At 39.1% G+C, this 14,716-nt stretch carries 12 protein-coding genes; 10 read left to right on the forward strand and 2 right to left on the reverse strand.

Annotation, left to right across the window (positions count from 1 at the left end):
• Window positions 1-3 precede the first annotated feature (3 nt).
• The 7 genes from epsC to V0410_RS04220 all read left to right on the forward strand — a co-directional run bounded on the left by epsC (window position 4) and on the right by V0410_RS04220 (window position 10,840).
• Window positions 4-834 (forward strand): serine O-acetyltransferase EpsC, encoded by an 831-nt coding sequence (epsC, locus tag V0410_RS04190; RefSeq protein ID WP_330746448.1) that lies wholly within the window; start codon window positions 4-6, stop codon window positions 832-834.
• Between the two features lie 27 nt (window positions 835-861).
• Window positions 862-1,773 (forward strand): cysteine synthase A, encoded by a 912-nt coding sequence (gene cysK, locus V0410_RS04195; protein WP_330746449.1) that lies wholly within the window; start codon window positions 862-864, stop codon window positions 1,771-1,773.
• A gap of 23 nt (window positions 1,774-1,796) precedes the next feature.
• Window positions 1,797-2,642, forward strand: coding sequence for a uroporphyrinogen-III C-methyltransferase (gene cobA / locus V0410_RS04200; protein WP_330746450.1), 846 nt, complete (start codon window positions 1,797-1,799; stop codon window positions 2,640-2,642).
• Window positions 2,632-4,344: a diflavin oxidoreductase gene (locus V0410_RS04205; RefSeq protein WP_330746451.1), complete on the forward strand. Its 1,713-nt coding sequence runs from the start codon at window positions 2,632-2,634 to the stop codon at window positions 4,342-4,344. Before cobA ends, V0410_RS04205 begins: the two co-directional genes overlap by 11 nt.
• Before the next feature lie 34 nt (window positions 4,345-4,378).
• On the forward strand, window positions 4,379-6,055 hold the full coding sequence (locus V0410_RS04210; protein WP_330746452.1) for an NADPH-dependent assimilatory sulfite reductase hemoprotein subunit: 1,677 nt from the start codon (window positions 4,379-4,381) through the stop codon (window positions 6,053-6,055).
• Between the two features lie 385 nt (window positions 6,056-6,440).
• Window positions 6,441-9,317 carry a TonB-dependent receptor gene (locus tag V0410_RS04215; protein WP_330746453.1) on the forward strand — a complete coding sequence of 959 codons (2,877 nt, stop codon included), beginning with the start codon at window positions 6,441-6,443 and terminating at the stop codon, window positions 9,315-9,317.
• A 5-nt stretch (window positions 9,318-9,322) separates the two neighbouring features.
• A complete protein-coding gene (locus V0410_RS04220; protein WP_330746454.1) occupies window positions 9,323-10,840 on the forward strand; it encodes a TSUP family transporter in 1,518 nt (505 codons plus the stop codon).
• A 619-nt stretch (window positions 10,841-11,459) separates the two neighbouring features.
• Here V0410_RS04220 and V0410_RS04225 read toward each other — a convergent pair.
• A complete protein-coding gene (locus tag V0410_RS04225; RefSeq protein WP_330746455.1) occupies window positions 11,460-11,849 on the reverse strand; it encodes a DoxX family protein in 390 nt (129 codons plus the stop codon).
• Window positions 11,850-12,001: 152 nt separating this feature from the next.
• Complete coding sequence (locus V0410_RS04230; protein ID WP_330746456.1) at window positions 12,002-12,982, reverse strand: polysaccharide deacetylase family protein; 981 nt, start codon at window positions 12,980-12,982, stop codon at window positions 12,002-12,004.
• Window positions 12,983-13,072: 90 nt separating this feature from the next.
• Between V0410_RS04230 and V0410_RS04235 the strand changes: the two genes are divergently transcribed.
• From V0410_RS04235 to V0410_RS04245, 3 genes are read left to right on the forward strand one after another with little or no spacing between them, the layout of a single operon-like run.
• A complete protein-coding gene (locus tag V0410_RS04235; RefSeq protein ID WP_330746457.1) occupies window positions 13,073-13,918 on the forward strand; it encodes an AraC family transcriptional regulator in 846 nt (281 codons plus the stop codon).
• A gap of 59 nt (window positions 13,919-13,977) precedes the next feature.
• Window positions 13,978-14,439 (forward strand): NUDIX hydrolase, encoded by a 462-nt coding sequence (locus tag V0410_RS04240; protein WP_330746458.1) that lies wholly within the window; start codon window positions 13,978-13,980, stop codon window positions 14,437-14,439.
• Between the two features lie 18 nt (window positions 14,440-14,457).
• Window positions 14,458-14,685, forward strand: a complete 228-nt coding sequence (locus V0410_RS04245) for a hypothetical protein (protein WP_062669420.1) — start codon at window positions 14,458-14,460, stop codon at window positions 14,683-14,685.
• Window positions 14,686-14,716: the final 31 nt, after the last annotated feature.

Here is a 14,716-nt window from a genome sequence, read left to right on the forward strand (position 1 = left end):
AAAATGGCAATTTCCGATCAATTAACAGAGAGAATTCATCAGACTAAGCAAAATAATATTCATGGATTCTTTGATAAAATAAAGACAAAAAAATGGGTGAAGGATTTGTACGAAACACTTTTCCTTCCTCAGGATGACAATACTGAAGATCAGCTGAAAAGAAATTTTGAAGCGCTCCAGGAAACACTTTCAGACCTTATCAATACGGTAACAGGAGATAAAATTATTACCGAAAAACAGGTTGATCGTTTTTTTGAAGCTTTACCACAACTCTATGATCAGCTGGTACTGGATGCAAAATCCATTCTGGAATTTGATCCTGCCGCTGACTCACTGGAAGAAGTATACCTGGCATATCCCGGCTTTTTTGCCACGTATGTTTATCGTATCTCGCATCAGCTCTGGAGTCAGGAGGTAAAGATTTTACCCCGTGTGATTTCAGAATATGCCCACAGTAAAACGGGAATTGATATTCATCCGGGAGCCACCATCGGAAAGTCTTTTTTCATTGATCACGGAACAGGAATTGTGATCGGAGAAACAACGGTTATCGGAAATAATGTCAAAATCTATCAGGGAGTAACCCTCGGAGCCTTGAATGTTTCCAAAGAAAAAGCCCATCAGAAAAGACATCCCAATATTGAAGATGATGTGATTATCTACTCGGGAGCTACTATTCTGGGAGGCGAAACTACCATAGGCAGAGAAAGTATTATCGGAGGAAATGTCTGGGTTACACAGGATGTTCCTGCCAATTCTCTGGTGTACCACAAAAGTGAAATAAAAATAAAGGATAATTCTTCATTACCGGAATCATTAACCTTTGTGATCTAAAAAAACAAAAATAAAAAGTACATTGATATGAAATTTCAGAATGCATTAGAAACGATTGGGAATACACCCGTCGTGAAAATCAACAAACTCTTCGGTTCAGATCACGAAGTCTGGATCAAACTTGAAAAAAACAATCCGGGGGGAAGCATTAAAGACAGAATCGGACTGGCGATGATTGAAGATGCAGAAGCCAAAGGATTATTACATAAAGACAGCGTTATCATAGAGCCTACCAGTGGAAATACGGGAATAGGACTCGCTCTGGCTGCTGCCGTAAAAGGGTATAAGCTAATCCTTGTTATGCCTGAAAGCATGAGTATAGAACGCCGTAAAATCATGGAAGCCTACGGAGCAGAATTCGTGCTTACTCCAAGAGAAAAAGGAATGAAAGGGGCTATTGAAAAAGCTAATGAACTTGCTGAAGAAACACCCAATTCATGGATTCCAAGACAGTTTGACAATCCTGCCAATGTAAAAGTACATGTAGAAACCACAGCACAGGAAATCTTAAAAGACTTTCCTGAGGGACTTGATTATATCATTACCGGAGTAGGAACCGGAGGACATATCACCGGAATCGCAAAAGTGGTTAAAGATAAATTTCCTAACGTAAAAGTAATTGCTGTAGAACCGGAATTATCTCCTGTATTAAGTGGAGGAAACCCGGCACCACACCCATTACAGGGATTAGGAGCCGGCTTTGTACCTTCCATTCTGGATATTACCCTATTAGACGGAGTGATTACAGTAGGCAAAGAAGAAGCTTATGAATATGCCCTTAACGCAGCTAAAAAAGAAGGTCTTTTTGTCGGAGTTTCAACAGGAGCCGCTTTAGCAGCCATCGCCAAACATTTACCGGAAATACCACCTAACGCTAAAATCCTGACGATTAATTACGATACCGGAGAGAGATATCTGTCGGTAGAAGGACTTTTCTAATTCCTTAATTAACAACTACTTCAATGAAAACAAATATAAAATCACCAAAGGTCTTCCTTATCGGTGCAGGGCCCGGCAACCCTGAACTGATCACTGTAAAAGCGGTAAAAGCAATCGCAGAAGCTGACGTTGTTTTATGCGACCGCCTTGTAAGTCCTGAAATTCTGGAAACCTACGTTAATGAAAACACAGAAATCATTTATGTAGGCAAAGAATGCAGCAAAAATGCTTCCACCCCTCAATCTCATATCAATACTTTGATGGTGGAATATGCCCGTCAGAATAAAACGATTGTAAGATTGAAAGGAGGGGATGTTTCCATATTCTCGAATATTCTTGATGAATTACAGGCTTTAAAAGAAAATCATATTCCTTACGAAATCATTCCGGGAATTACAGCGGCTTTAGGAGCAGCAGCCTTTGCAGGGATGCCTTTAACGGCAAGAGGTTATTCTACATCTGTACGTTTTCTGACGTATTATAAATCGGAAATCGTGACGGAAGAGTATTGGCAAGAGCTTGCCTTAACCAATGATACCCTTGTTTTCTACATGTCTAAAGGAAATCTTACTCCTCTTGTGGAAAAGCTGAAAGCACTTCAGATTTCAGGTGATAAAAAAATTGCAGTCATTGAACAGGCTACAACGCCTTTCCAAAAGGTATACACGTCATCATTTGATGATTTTAACGAAAAATTCGGAGATAAAACCTTTGCATCTCCTTCTTTAGTTGTGGTTGGCAAAATTGTCAATCTGCATGAAGAATTTTCATGGTTGGAAAATGCCGAGCAGGAAGGTCTTTATTTTAAATCAGTAGAAAACGGAACTCTAATCCCCACAACTCAAAATTTCTTTGAATATGCTGTCTGAATCTAAATTAAATGTATTAAAACAAATCTCCGGAGACCTCTCCAGAGACGAAGCCATCTGGGCAAGCGGATATCTTGCGGGTATTGCCGGAGGGTCCTCAATTACCGCCGTTCTGCCACCACTGGAAACGAATACCACTACACAGAATGCTGTAAAGAAAATAACGCTGGCTTACGGCACAGAAACCGGAAACAGTAAGAAACTGGCTACCGCACTGGCCGGTATAGTGAAGAAAAAGGGACTTCAGGTAAAGCTGGCTGACCTTTCCCAATACAAGCCTAAAGATCTTACAAAAGAGGAATTCTTCTTTATTGTCATCAGCACTCAGGGAGAAGGTGAACCGCCTGCTCTTGCTAAAAAATTCTACGATTATATTCATGAAAATGAAATTGATCTCAGCGGACTTAAATACGGAGTTCTGGCATTGGGAGACAGCAGTTATCCTCTGTTCTGCCAAACCGGAGAAGATGTGGATTCACGTTTTGAAATATTAGGTGCCCACCGTATTATTCCATTAAAGAAATGTGACATTGATTACGAACAGGAAGCTTCTCATTGGATAGAACATGTATTTGAAACAGTGCATAAAAGTGCTGGTCAGAGTACAAAAAATGCTTCAGCTCCAAAGGTTTCTACCGGAAGAAAGAAATATCAGGGAAAAGTTTCAGCCATCATCAACCTTAACGATATTACCTCAGAAAAAGAAACCTATCATATTGAAATTGAAACTGAAGAAGCGCTTAGTTACCGCCCCGGTGCAGCTTTGGGAGTGATCCCTTTCAATTCAAAAGAGGTTGTAGATGAGATTATTACACTCACAGGAATTAATCCTAAAAAACAGGTTGAAACAGCAAAAGTTACAGACACTGTGGAAGAACTCCTGCACAAGCATCTTAACATCAGCTATTTACTTAAATCTGTGGTGGCTCAATATGCAAAAATAACAGGACATTCCATTCCGGAAGTTAGATTAAGCCTTCTTGATCTGCTTAGGATTTACCCTGTAAAAAATGCAGATGAATTTGAAGAAATCATACAGATATTAACCGCTCAGGCGCCGCGTCTGTATTCCATTTCCTCCTCTGTGGAAGCGCATGGTGATACGGAAATTCATATTACGGTTGCTAAATCTGAGTTCTTTATTGACCATCAGAAACATAATGGGTTATGCAGTGGTTTTCTGAGTGAATTCAAAGAAGGGGAAGCGTTGGAATTTTATATTCAGGAAGCAGGACATTTCAAATTGCCGGAAGCGGATAAAGATATCATCATGATTGGTCCGGGAACAGGGATTGCGCCTTTCAGGTCATTCCTTTGGGAACGTGATGCCACAGGAGCAGGAGGAAAAAACTGGCTGTTTTTCGGGGACAGGAACTTTGTATCCGATTTCCTTTACCAGGCAGAGCTGCAGGATTTTCTCAAAACAGGCAGTCTGACGCATTTAGATCTCGCTTTTTCAAGAGATACAGCTGAAAAAGTATATGTTCAGCACAGGTTGGAACAAAAAGCCCAGGAAGTATTTTACTGGCTGGAAGGCGGAGCATCGGTGTATGTATGCGGTGCTAAAGAACCCATGGCCCGTGATGTAGAACAAACGCTTCTCACCATTATACAGAATGAAGGAAAACGCAGCAAAGAAGATGCTGTAACCTACCTGGAAGAAATGGAACTGAGCGGCAGATATGCTAAAGATGTGTATTAAAAAGAAGTACCCGTAAAAATTAAAGGAAACAATTATGAACAACAATAAAGAGAACCTTTCACCGGTAGAAAAAATTAAAACCGGCAGTAACGGACTCAGAGGAACTTTAAAGGAAAGTCTTGCATATAACTTCACCGGAGCCATCAGAGAAGATGACCAGACTGTGATCAAATTTCACGGAATGTACCAGCAGGACGACAGAGACAGAAGGGAAGAGCGTGTCTCCAAAAAACTGGAGTGGCTGTATTCTTATATGATCAGATTAAGACTTCCCGGCGGTTTTTTAACTCCGGAACAATGGGTTGGATTGAATGAAACCGCTGAAGATCATTCCACAGGAACCATTAAAGTAACGACAAGACAAACCATTCAGCTGCATGGTATTTTAAAATCTCATTTAAGACCTACCATCCAGAGCTTCAATCTGCAGCATCTGGATTCTATTGCGGCCTGTGGAGATGTCAACAGAAACGTAACCTGTACAGCCAATCCTTCGGAATCGCCTTTACAGCAGGAAGCTTATGAACTGGCCGGAAAAATCAGTGAAATGTGTCTTCCGAAAACCAAAGCTTATTATGATATCTGGATTGATGATGAACTTCTGGTAGACCGTAAAGCAGAGGAAGATCCATTGTATCAGGACAGATATCTTCCAAGAAAACTGAAAATAGGAATTGCCGTTCCACCCAATAACGATGTGGATGTATTCATCAATGATATTGCCTTAATTGCGATTATCGAAAATAATAAAATCGTAGGATATAATATTGCTGCCGGAGGAGGATTAGGCGCCACTCACGGAAATGAAGCCACGTATGCCCGTCTTGCTTCTATCCTTGGATTTGTGGATACCGAAGAAAAAGTATTGAAAGCCGTCTACGAAATTATCACGGTACAAAGAGACTTTGGAAACAGGAGCGACCGGAAATTATCAAGATTAAAATACACCATTGATAAATTAGGTATCGATCAGTACAGAGCTGAAGTAGAAAAGAGAGCAGGCTTCAGTTTTGAGCCGGCCCGTGAATTTAAGTTTACACAAAGAAAAGACCGCTACGGCTGGATACAGAATCATGAAGGAAAGTGGTTTTACACCGTATTTGTAGAGCATGGAAGAATCCTTGATATTGAAGGATATCCTTTAAAATCAGGACTGTTAAAAATTGCACAGACAGGGAAAGCCAATTTCCGTTTTACCTGCAACCAGAACCTTATTCTTGCTGATATTGATGAAAAGGATAAAGCTGAAATTGAAGCTGTTTTAAAAGAGTACAGAATTTCAGAACATACCGACGGAGCAAGTGCTTTACGTAAAAACTCTGTTGCGTGTGTTGCTCTGAACACTTGTTCACTGGCTCTGGCAGAAGCACAGCGTTATCTGCCTTCCCTGGTTACCAAAATAGAACCTATTCTTGAAAAATATGGCTTGCTGGAAGAAGATATTACCATCCGTATGACCGGCTGTCCTAACGGCTGCGGAAGATCTCCGAATGCCGAAATCGGATTTGTGGGAACAGCTTATGGGAAATACAATCTTCATATTGGTGGAGACCGCTTAGGAATGCGACTGAATACAAAATTTAAAGAAAATATTGGTGAAGAAGAAATTCTGACCACCCTGGATGAACTTTTCGGGATTTATGTACAGAAAAGACTTGCAGAGGAAACATTTGGTGATTTTTCATACCGTTACTTACCTACCTTAAATTAATTATATGGCTGATTTTCATTATGATCTGAAAAAAAACAAAAAAGCTCAACCTCTTCATTTAAGCGGACGAATGTGTATGTGTTGTTGATTCTTAAATAACAATACAAACAAAGCTGTTTGAAGTTTTTCGATTCAAAACCGCAAAAGTCACAAAAGTTTTAAACCCTTAAGCTTTTTAAGAGCCAAACTTTGTGCATAATAAGTACACCTCAGTTTTGTAAAAATCTTTGATTTTCATCTAATGTGAACTTTTCTACAGTGTCATTTTAAACTTACATAATTGAACTAAAGTATTTAAAATGAAAACTTTTGTGCCTTTTGTGGTAAAAATAATCAATGTAAAAATTCAGGCAGCTTCATTCTCAACCTAAAAAATGAAGAAAAAATGAAAAACAAAAAGCAGGGAAATTTTCTACCAAAAGCAGGTATTATTGCATTTACATTTCTATTTTTTAACCTGGCAGAAGCTCAGCAGCAACTTATAGAGCTTAGTGGAAGCATCAAAAACACAGGAACAAGCAAAGGTCTTGACTCCGTAAAAGTACAGATCGAAAATACACAGGATGCCGCATTAACGGATCAGGCAGGTAATTTTAAAATCAGAACAAGGGTTACCATTCCCTTCAGGGTGGTGATTCGGAAAGATGGCTTTACCAGTCAGACAGTTGAAATACTTTCACCTTCCAACAAAATAACGGTAGGTCTTAATCCTCAGAATACCATTATTGATGATGTTGTAATTTCAGCCTCCAGAGTACCTGAAAAAATATTAAGATCTCCGATCGCCATTGAAAAAATTGATATTAAAACCATCAGGGAAAGTCCGGCAGCTTCATTCTATGAAACACTGGAAAATGTAAAAGGGCTTCAGCTTTTAACATCAAGCCTTACGTTGAAAATCCCTAATTCAAGAGGTTTCAATTCACCCAATAATTTCCGTTTTATGCAGCTGGTAGATGGCGTAGATGTACAATCGGCAACGTTGGGAGTACCGTTGGGAAATGCGATAGGACCTACAGAACTGGATATCCAATCTATGGAAGTGACTCCGGGAGCAGCTTCAGCGTTGTATGGAATGAATGCAATTAATGGGCTAGCCAGTTTACAGACCAAAGATCCGTTTACCTCTGAGGGGATAAGTGTTTATTTCCGTGGCGGAGTAAATCATGTAGACAATGTGAACCATAAAATAAGTTCTCTGGGAGAAAGTGCTATCCGTTTTGCAAAAGTGATCAATAAAAACTTTGCAGTGAAAGTCAATGCCTCTTATTTCAGTGGAACCGACTGGATTTCCAATAATCTGACCGATCAGAATCCGGGATCATTAGTTACAGCCAATCCTAATTTTGCTTTGGCCAACAATCCGGCAGAAGATCTTTGGAATAAGTATGGAGATGAAAGAAACAACCGTGTTGCCGTAAAAGTAGATTACAACGGAAAACCAACCACATTCAACGTCTCGAGAACCGGATATCTGGAAAAAGATCTGGTAAGTCCTGATGTGAAGAACATTAAGTTCGATGCTGGATTATATTACCGTTTCGGAGATCAGTGGAGAACATCTTATGTGTATCGTTATGGTTTGCTGGACGGAACTTTCCAGAGAGGAAATAAAATCCGTCTGCAGAATGCTACGGTTCAGAATCATAAAGTAGAACTGACAGGAAGAGAATTAACCTTCAGAGCTTATATATCGATAGAAAATACAGGAGATTCCTATAATCTCAAACCTTTGGCAGATAATCTTGATCTGACGAATCTTTCCAATACCAACTGGAAAAATAGATTCCAGACTGCACTGCAGAACAGCCTGAATGCCGGAATCAATCTTAACGAAGCATTTATTCTCGCCCGTCAGGAAGCTGATAAAAACAGGGCTGTACCGGGAACTGCAGCCTTTGAACAGTTAAAAAATACCATTATTGGAATTAATAACTGGGATTCGGCCAATGCAGGAGTAGCAGGAGCTCCGGCAACAGGCGGGGCAAAACTGGAACAGAAATCCCGCTTTTATCAGGGAGAACTGACCTATGATTTCAGCAGGTTTGTGAAGATATTCAGCCTTCTGGCTGGTATAGATTACCGCCTGTATAGCATTACTCCGGATGGAAACAATTTTGTCGATTTCAATCGTCCCGTGAATGAAAGAAACATTCCTTTAGCCAATGGTACTTTCGGGAAAGATGTTATCTATCAGAAATATGGGGCTTTTGCACAGATTACCAGGCTTTTCTTTAATGATAAATTAAAAATCAATGCCGCTTTACGGATCGACAGAAACCCGGAATTTGAAGCTAAACTAAATCCAAGAATAAGTGTAGTGTATTCCCCTGTAAAACAGCATAATTTCCGGGCCTCTTTTCAAAACGGCTATCGTTTTCCATCTTTATTTGAAGCCCTTTCATTCGTGAATAACGGAAATGTAAGAAGAGTAGGAGGCCTGTCCAAAGTAAATGACGGATTAGGTTATCTGGAAAACTCTTATACGCTGGCTTCCATCGATAAATTCACCTCAGCAGTAAATGCAGATGTAGATGCCGGGAAAACCCAGGCTCAGGCAGCCCAGGATAATAAGCAGCTTTTAGCGGTAGCCAATCTGCAGAAGTTACAGCCGGAAAAGATCAATTCATTTGAAGTAGGGTATAAGTCTACTTTTTTCAATAATAAACTGGTGCTGGACTGGGATTTTTATTACAATATCTACGAAGGATTCCTTGGTCAGGTAGAGGTGGCTGTTCCTAAAAACAGCCAGGTAGGAAGCAGTGCAGCCGTACTTGCAATGCTCGACAGAAGCAAACAGGATCGTTATAGAGTTTATACGAACAGCAACAGTACCTACAAAAGCTACGGAACCTCTTTAGGAATTCGTTATAATATTACAGGAAATTATAATGTAAATACGAATGTTTCTTATAATGATCTGGCTTCCAATAATAACTCAGACCTATTTATCACCGCTTTCAATACCCCGAAATGGATGGTGAATGTAAGTGTTGGAAACAGAGAAATTGTTAAAAACATAGGGTTTACCATTGTCGCAAGATGGCAGAGCAGCTTTATGTGGGAAAGTCCTTTAGCCTCAGGCCAAATTCCTGCTTATTACACCATTGATGCACAGGCTACATGGAAACTGCCTGAAATTCATGCCCATATTAAAATCGGAGCTACCAATCTGCTGAACCGCCGTTACTTCCAGTATGCAGCAGGCCCTGAAATCGGAGGACTGTATTATCTCGCTTTTACGTATGACTTAAAACTGTAATCAGGATGAGCAATTCTTTATATCCCATCTTTTTAAAACTTGAAAACCTGTCGCTGCTGATCATTGGCGGCGGCAAGGTTGCCCTTGAAAAACTTGAATCTGTTCTGGGCAATTCACCGGAAACATCTATCAAACTGGTAGCCAAAGAAATTATTCCTGAGGTCAGAATTTTACAAAATCAGTTTTCCAATATAACTATTCATGAAAGAGCATATCATGACCACGATTTTAACGATACTGATCTGGCCATTATTGCAGTAAATGATATTAATCTTGCCGGGGAAATCAGAGAAAAAGCCCAGAAAAAAAATGTATTGGTCAATATTGCCGACAAGCCTGATCTTTGTGATTTTTATTTAGGTTCCATTGTTAAAAAGGGAAGTCTTAAAATAGCTATTTCCACCAATGGAAAATCTCCGACTATCGCTAAAAGATTAAGAGAAACCTTCACAGAGGTTATCCCGGATGAAATGGATCATGTACTGGACAATATGCAGCATATCCGTAATCAACTGACAGGCGATTTTAATTATAAAGTAAAAGAACTTAATAAGATTACAACAGAATATCTGTCCGAAGGAAAAGTTGCTGCAAAACCGGATATGGAAATTCAAAAGCTGATCAGTATCACCAAAACAGCCCAGAGAAAAGCCAATATTTATCTGGCCATCATTGGTGTTTTACTTCTTTTCGGCTTATTTGGCCTTGTCGTATATCAGTTCAGTTTATCTGATGATATTCAGCATTTTCTGAACAAAGATGGCCATATTTTTTACTGGATGCTGTTTGCGGGCTTTATGGCAGAAATTGTCGCCGGATCAATGGGAATGGGCTACGGAGTGATATGTACTACCATCCTTTTACTGCTGAATGTTCCGCCTCCCGTTGTAAGTGCCAGCATTCACTCTGCTGAATCGTTTACCACAGCAGCCGGGAGTTTCAGTCATTATAAATTGGGAAATGTGAATAAAAAAATGGTCTGGGTGCTGTTTCCATTGGCTATTGTAGGTTCTGTTATCGGTGCTCTAACGCTGTCTCATTATGGTGAACATTATGCTCACATCGTAAAACCAATTATTGCCTGCTACACGCTCTATCTTGGAATTAATATCTTAAACAATGCATTCAAAGATAAAAAATCAGGACAAGTTAAAAACAAACGAAGAACCAATCTTAGAGTTTTGGGACTTGTAGGTGGTTTTATTGATTCCTTTGCAGGAGGTGGCTGGGGACCATTGGTTACCGGAACATTAATTAAAGAGGGAAGAATTCCCCGCTATGTAGTGGGAAGTTCCACTGTTGCCAAGTTTTTACTAACCATTACCAGTGCCATTACCTTTATTTTTACCATAGGTATCCACCACTGGAATATTGTTCTGGGACTTTTATTGGGTGGTGTCTTTACCGCTCCGTTTTCTGCGATGCTTACGGCAAAACTTCCAACAAAGAAAATGTTTGTGGTGGTAGGAATGGTGGTTATTGCCATGAGCCTTATTACGATAACAAAATCAATCTTCTCATAAGAACAAGTATACATCAGAAAGTATTAAACGCAAAGATTTTAATGTTTACTTTATTTTGAGGCATCAGGGGGAAAATTAATGATGCACCTTATGGGCAATACCATTACTCATTTTTAGTAAAAATCTGAACCATTAAAACTTTGCGTTTTTTATAAGCACTTTTTATTTTACAGATTGTTTTTCTTTTTTAATTTGTTCAATTCCCTGTCTGTAGGTAGTTACATTAAATTCCGGGAATCTTTAAGGCGAGCTTTAACTATAAAAACAGAGTAACTGAATCTAAGGAAGTTGTAACATAATCTCTGAACAATGTAAAAAAGCAGAAAATAATTAGGCTGAGAAAATAAAAATACAGCATTGAATCATTCTTAACCACAAAAGGCACAAAAGTTTTAAATACTTCAATTTTTTCAGAGCCAAACATTGTGCGTAATGAGTACACCAAAGTTTTGTGAAAATCAAAGATTTTCATCTTATGTGAACTTTACTGCGATATCATTTTACCTAAATAAACTTAAGTGTATTAAAATGAAACCTTTTGTGACTTTTGTGGTTGGATAAAGAGTAAAAAAAATTATAATAATCAGGTAATTCTTTACTTTTTTCAGCCTTACTGTTTTTATTTTCGGTCCAATGCCAGGTAATTATCCTCAATTCTGCTGATCAGAATGTAGAACAAACCTGCATAAATCATCTGAATGCCCATTGCTTCCCAGTTTTCAACAGTACTGCTTCCAAAAAGCAACAGAATAATGAGAGAAGCTCCGGCCATCGCCGCAATACGGGTTTTAAAACCAATGATCAGCAGAAGGCCGATTATAAATTCGAGAAAGGGGAGAGTGACACTAAAAAGATGGACCAATGGCTGCGGAAGCCAGCTTGTTTCAAAACCCTTCATCATTCCTGATGCAAAGTCCTGCAATTTCACGAGACGAACCAATCCGTGTCCCAAAAAGTTGATTCCCATCGACACACGAAGGAAAAAATAGGCTGTTTTTGTGTTATTCATAAAGGTATTTTTTTTAGGATGGAAGCTGGAAGCCGGATGCCGGAAGATATAAATCTGTTGGGATTCACTTTTATTGTGTTCATCATTATTCAATTATTCTGTAATTGTTTTTACAGACTTCGATAACTTCCTTCCTCCAGCTTCCCGCTTCCTTACTTATTAAACTTTTCTTCGCTGTTGTCAACCGGAGTATCGGGATCGTTCATCACCATTTTAGCAATATCATCTTTTCTCATAAAAACGACTCCCTGTTTTTGTTGTGTATATTGAATAAATTCCTCCATGGCATGTACCATTGCAGGAGTTCCACCTATTCTGTCATGAAAACTGATACTCATCATTCTCCTTTTGGAAGCTCCTTCTTCATACAAACGGTCAAATTCAAATTTCAGCTGGGCCAAAAACTGCTCCGGGCTCCAGTGTTTCCCTTCAATATTGACAATATCATTGTTACGAAGCGTATAAGGAACGACCACAAAGTTTTTTCCTTTTACTTTAGTTATAAAAGGTTCATCATGGCTCAGGTCATCGATATGATACAGAAAACCCAGTTCCTGCAATACTTTAAGTGTATTCGGGCTTCTTCTCAGCCAGTTGGCATTATAACCAACAGCTTTCTGTCCTGTAATCTTTTCTACAACATCCACACCTTTCTTTACGAAATTCAGTTCGTCAGCATAATTTTTATTCCACTGGTTATCCCAGGTAAAACCATGAGCGGCAATTTCATGACCTCCGTTTGCAATAGCTTTGGCGACTTCAGGATACTTTTCAGCAGCACTTCCTACGACATGAGAGGTAACTTTAATGTCGTATTTTTTCCATAAATCCAGCATACGGTAAATTCCTTCATTTCCTCCGTAGCGGTACCAGCTTTCTGCGGGAAGGTCCGGCTGTCCCTTGGGAAGAGGAGTTCCACTGAAAGGACTTTCAGCGCCTTCCGGTTGTCCACCCGTTTCAAACTGCATGGAAACGGAAATAACCAATTGAGCACCATTGGGCCAGTATTTTTTTGTTTGGGTCTGTCTTTCATGCTGCTGCTTTTTTTCTGTTGTACCCCTTTCATGATCAGAAAAGGACATCAGAACAATTGCTGAGGCAAGCAGCAATACTGATTGTTTTATATATTTCATTTTGAATGTATTGATAAGGCAAAATTCATCAATAATCCATTGGCATATATTGTAAAAATTAATGGTAAATTTGTAAAAATCCATTCTTCTATGAAACGAATCGTTAATTTCAACTCTTTCAATGTTTTCAGTATTGAAAAGGAAAACTGGGATGTTGAGTATCACAATCATAATTTTTATGAACTGATCATTATAGAAAGCGGAAAAGGATTTCATCACCTCAACAGCATTACTTTCCCGTATAAAAAGGGGGATGTATTTCTGCTCAGACCAAGTGACGGTCATGAATTTTCAATTAAAAACAAAACGAAATTCATTTATATAAAATTCACAGAACAGTATATCTGGGAAAACTTACTGCCCAACAAAAAGAATGAACTTAAAAAGGCTGTACAGCTCCTGATGGAAGATCATTCCTTCGTTTATGAATCAGCGATTAAGAGTAAAACAGACAGGGAGCATCTTTTACAGCTTGCCCGGATTCTTCTGTATGAATTCAGCCATAAAAACACCTATAACAAAGAGATAACTACTGATCTGTTTTCGGGTATCATGACTATTCTGATCCGGAATACGATGCAAAATGCTAATGCCAAAAACCGGCTCACTCAAAATCTAAACAGAATTGAAAAGATCCTGTATTATATCAATGTCAATGCTCTGGATGCTGATAAAATGAAAATTGATAACCTGGCTGAAGAATTTATGCTTTCTCCCAATTACATCAGCATTTATATTAAAAAACAGACAGGTTTCTCGATACAACAGCACATCATACAGCATAAGCTGAAGACTGCTGAAAAGCTTTTACTGCAAAGCCATTATAATATCAGTGAAATTGCCGACAGGCTGGGTTTCAATGATGCCAGCCATTTTAATAAAATATTCAAAACGTACAAACAAATGTCACCCTCTCAGTTTAAAAAGAAAGGTTGATCTTATTGATCATCTGATTATATATTTTTCATATCTTTAATAATCAAATCTTTAAACCCATGAAAACGAGTTCCGGGATTCTGCTCTTTAAAAAAGAAAAAGACAGTCTGTATTACTTTCTGGTTCATCCCGGTGGTCCTTTCTGGAGAAATAAAGATTCTGGCGCATGGTCTATCCCCAAAGGAGAGATTCTTCCCGATGAAGATCCCTTGGAGAGGGCATTAATGGAATTTAAAGAAGAAACAGGTACAACAGCAGAAGGCCAATTCATAGAATTATCACCCATCAGACAAAAAGGAGGAAAAACAGTTTATGCATGGGCCCTGGAAGGAGATATTGATACTTCAGACCTTTACAGCAATAGTTTTCCATTAGAATGGCCGCCCAAATCCGGCAAAATAATTGAAGTTCCCGAAGTGGACCAATGGGAATGGTTTGCTTCAGAAGAAGCTCAAAAACGGATCAATCCGGCACAGAAAGATTTCATCACAGAACTTGAAAGTATATTAAAAAATCACTAACACCTAACAACAAAAACCATGAAAAAATTAAACAGAAAAACATTAAAAAACATGATCGGAGCCATTGGAATAGAACTGAATCTTCCTCTTCCTGTAGGCGTTTGCCTTGGCAATCTGCTTTCTCTTTGCCCTCCTCACTCTCATTGCCGTGCAGATGAAAGGTGCTATCCTGATGCTGCCGGCCCCTGCATCAACGGGCTTTGTCCATCAGGCTACCACTGCCATTCGGGAGAATGTGTCAGATAAAATAAGAAAACAAAAAAACCTTTATCAGTGC

The organism is Chryseobacterium sp. CP-77, assembly GCF_036362765.1.
GTDB lineage: Bacteria > Bacteroidota > Bacteroidia > Flavobacteriales > Weeksellaceae > Chryseobacterium > Chryseobacterium cupriresistens.

Coding starts and splice junctions, on each gene's coding strand:
- epsC (WP_330746448.1), top strand. CDS start 4: ATGGCAATTTCCGATCAATTAACAGAGAGAATTCATCAGACTAAGCAA.
- cysK (WP_330746449.1), top strand. CDS start 862: ATGAAATTTCAGAATGCATTAGAAACGATTGGGAATACACCCGTCGTG.
- cobA (WP_330746450.1), top strand. CDS start 1,797: ATGAAAACAAATATAAAATCACCAAAGGTCTTCCTTATCGGTGCAGGG.
- V0410_RS04205 (WP_330746451.1), top strand. CDS start 2,632: ATGCTGTCTGAATCTAAATTAAATGTATTAAAACAAATCTCCGGAGAC.
- V0410_RS04210 (WP_330746452.1), top strand. CDS start 4,379: ATGAACAACAATAAAGAGAACCTTTCACCGGTAGAAAAAATTAAAACC.
- V0410_RS04215 (WP_330746453.1), top strand. CDS start 6,441: ATGAAAAACAAAAAGCAGGGAAATTTTCTACCAAAAGCAGGTATTATT.
- V0410_RS04220 (WP_330746454.1), top strand. CDS start 9,323: ATGAGCAATTCTTTATATCCCATCTTTTTAAAACTTGAAAACCTGTCG.
- V0410_RS04225 (WP_330746455.1), bottom strand. CDS start 11,849: ATGAATAACACAAAAACAGCCTATTTTTTCCTTCGTGTGTCGATGGGA.
- V0410_RS04230 (WP_330746456.1), bottom strand. CDS start 12,982: ATGAAATATATAAAACAATCAGTATTGCTGCTTGCCTCAGCAATTGTT.
- V0410_RS04235 (WP_330746457.1), top strand. CDS start 13,073: ATGAAACGAATCGTTAATTTCAACTCTTTCAATGTTTTCAGTATTGAA.
- V0410_RS04240 (WP_330746458.1), top strand. CDS start 13,978: ATGAAAACGAGTTCCGGGATTCTGCTCTTTAAAAAAGAAAAAGACAGT.
- V0410_RS04245 (WP_062669420.1), top strand. CDS start 14,458: ATGAAAAAATTAAACAGAAAAACATTAAAAAACATGATCGGAGCCATT.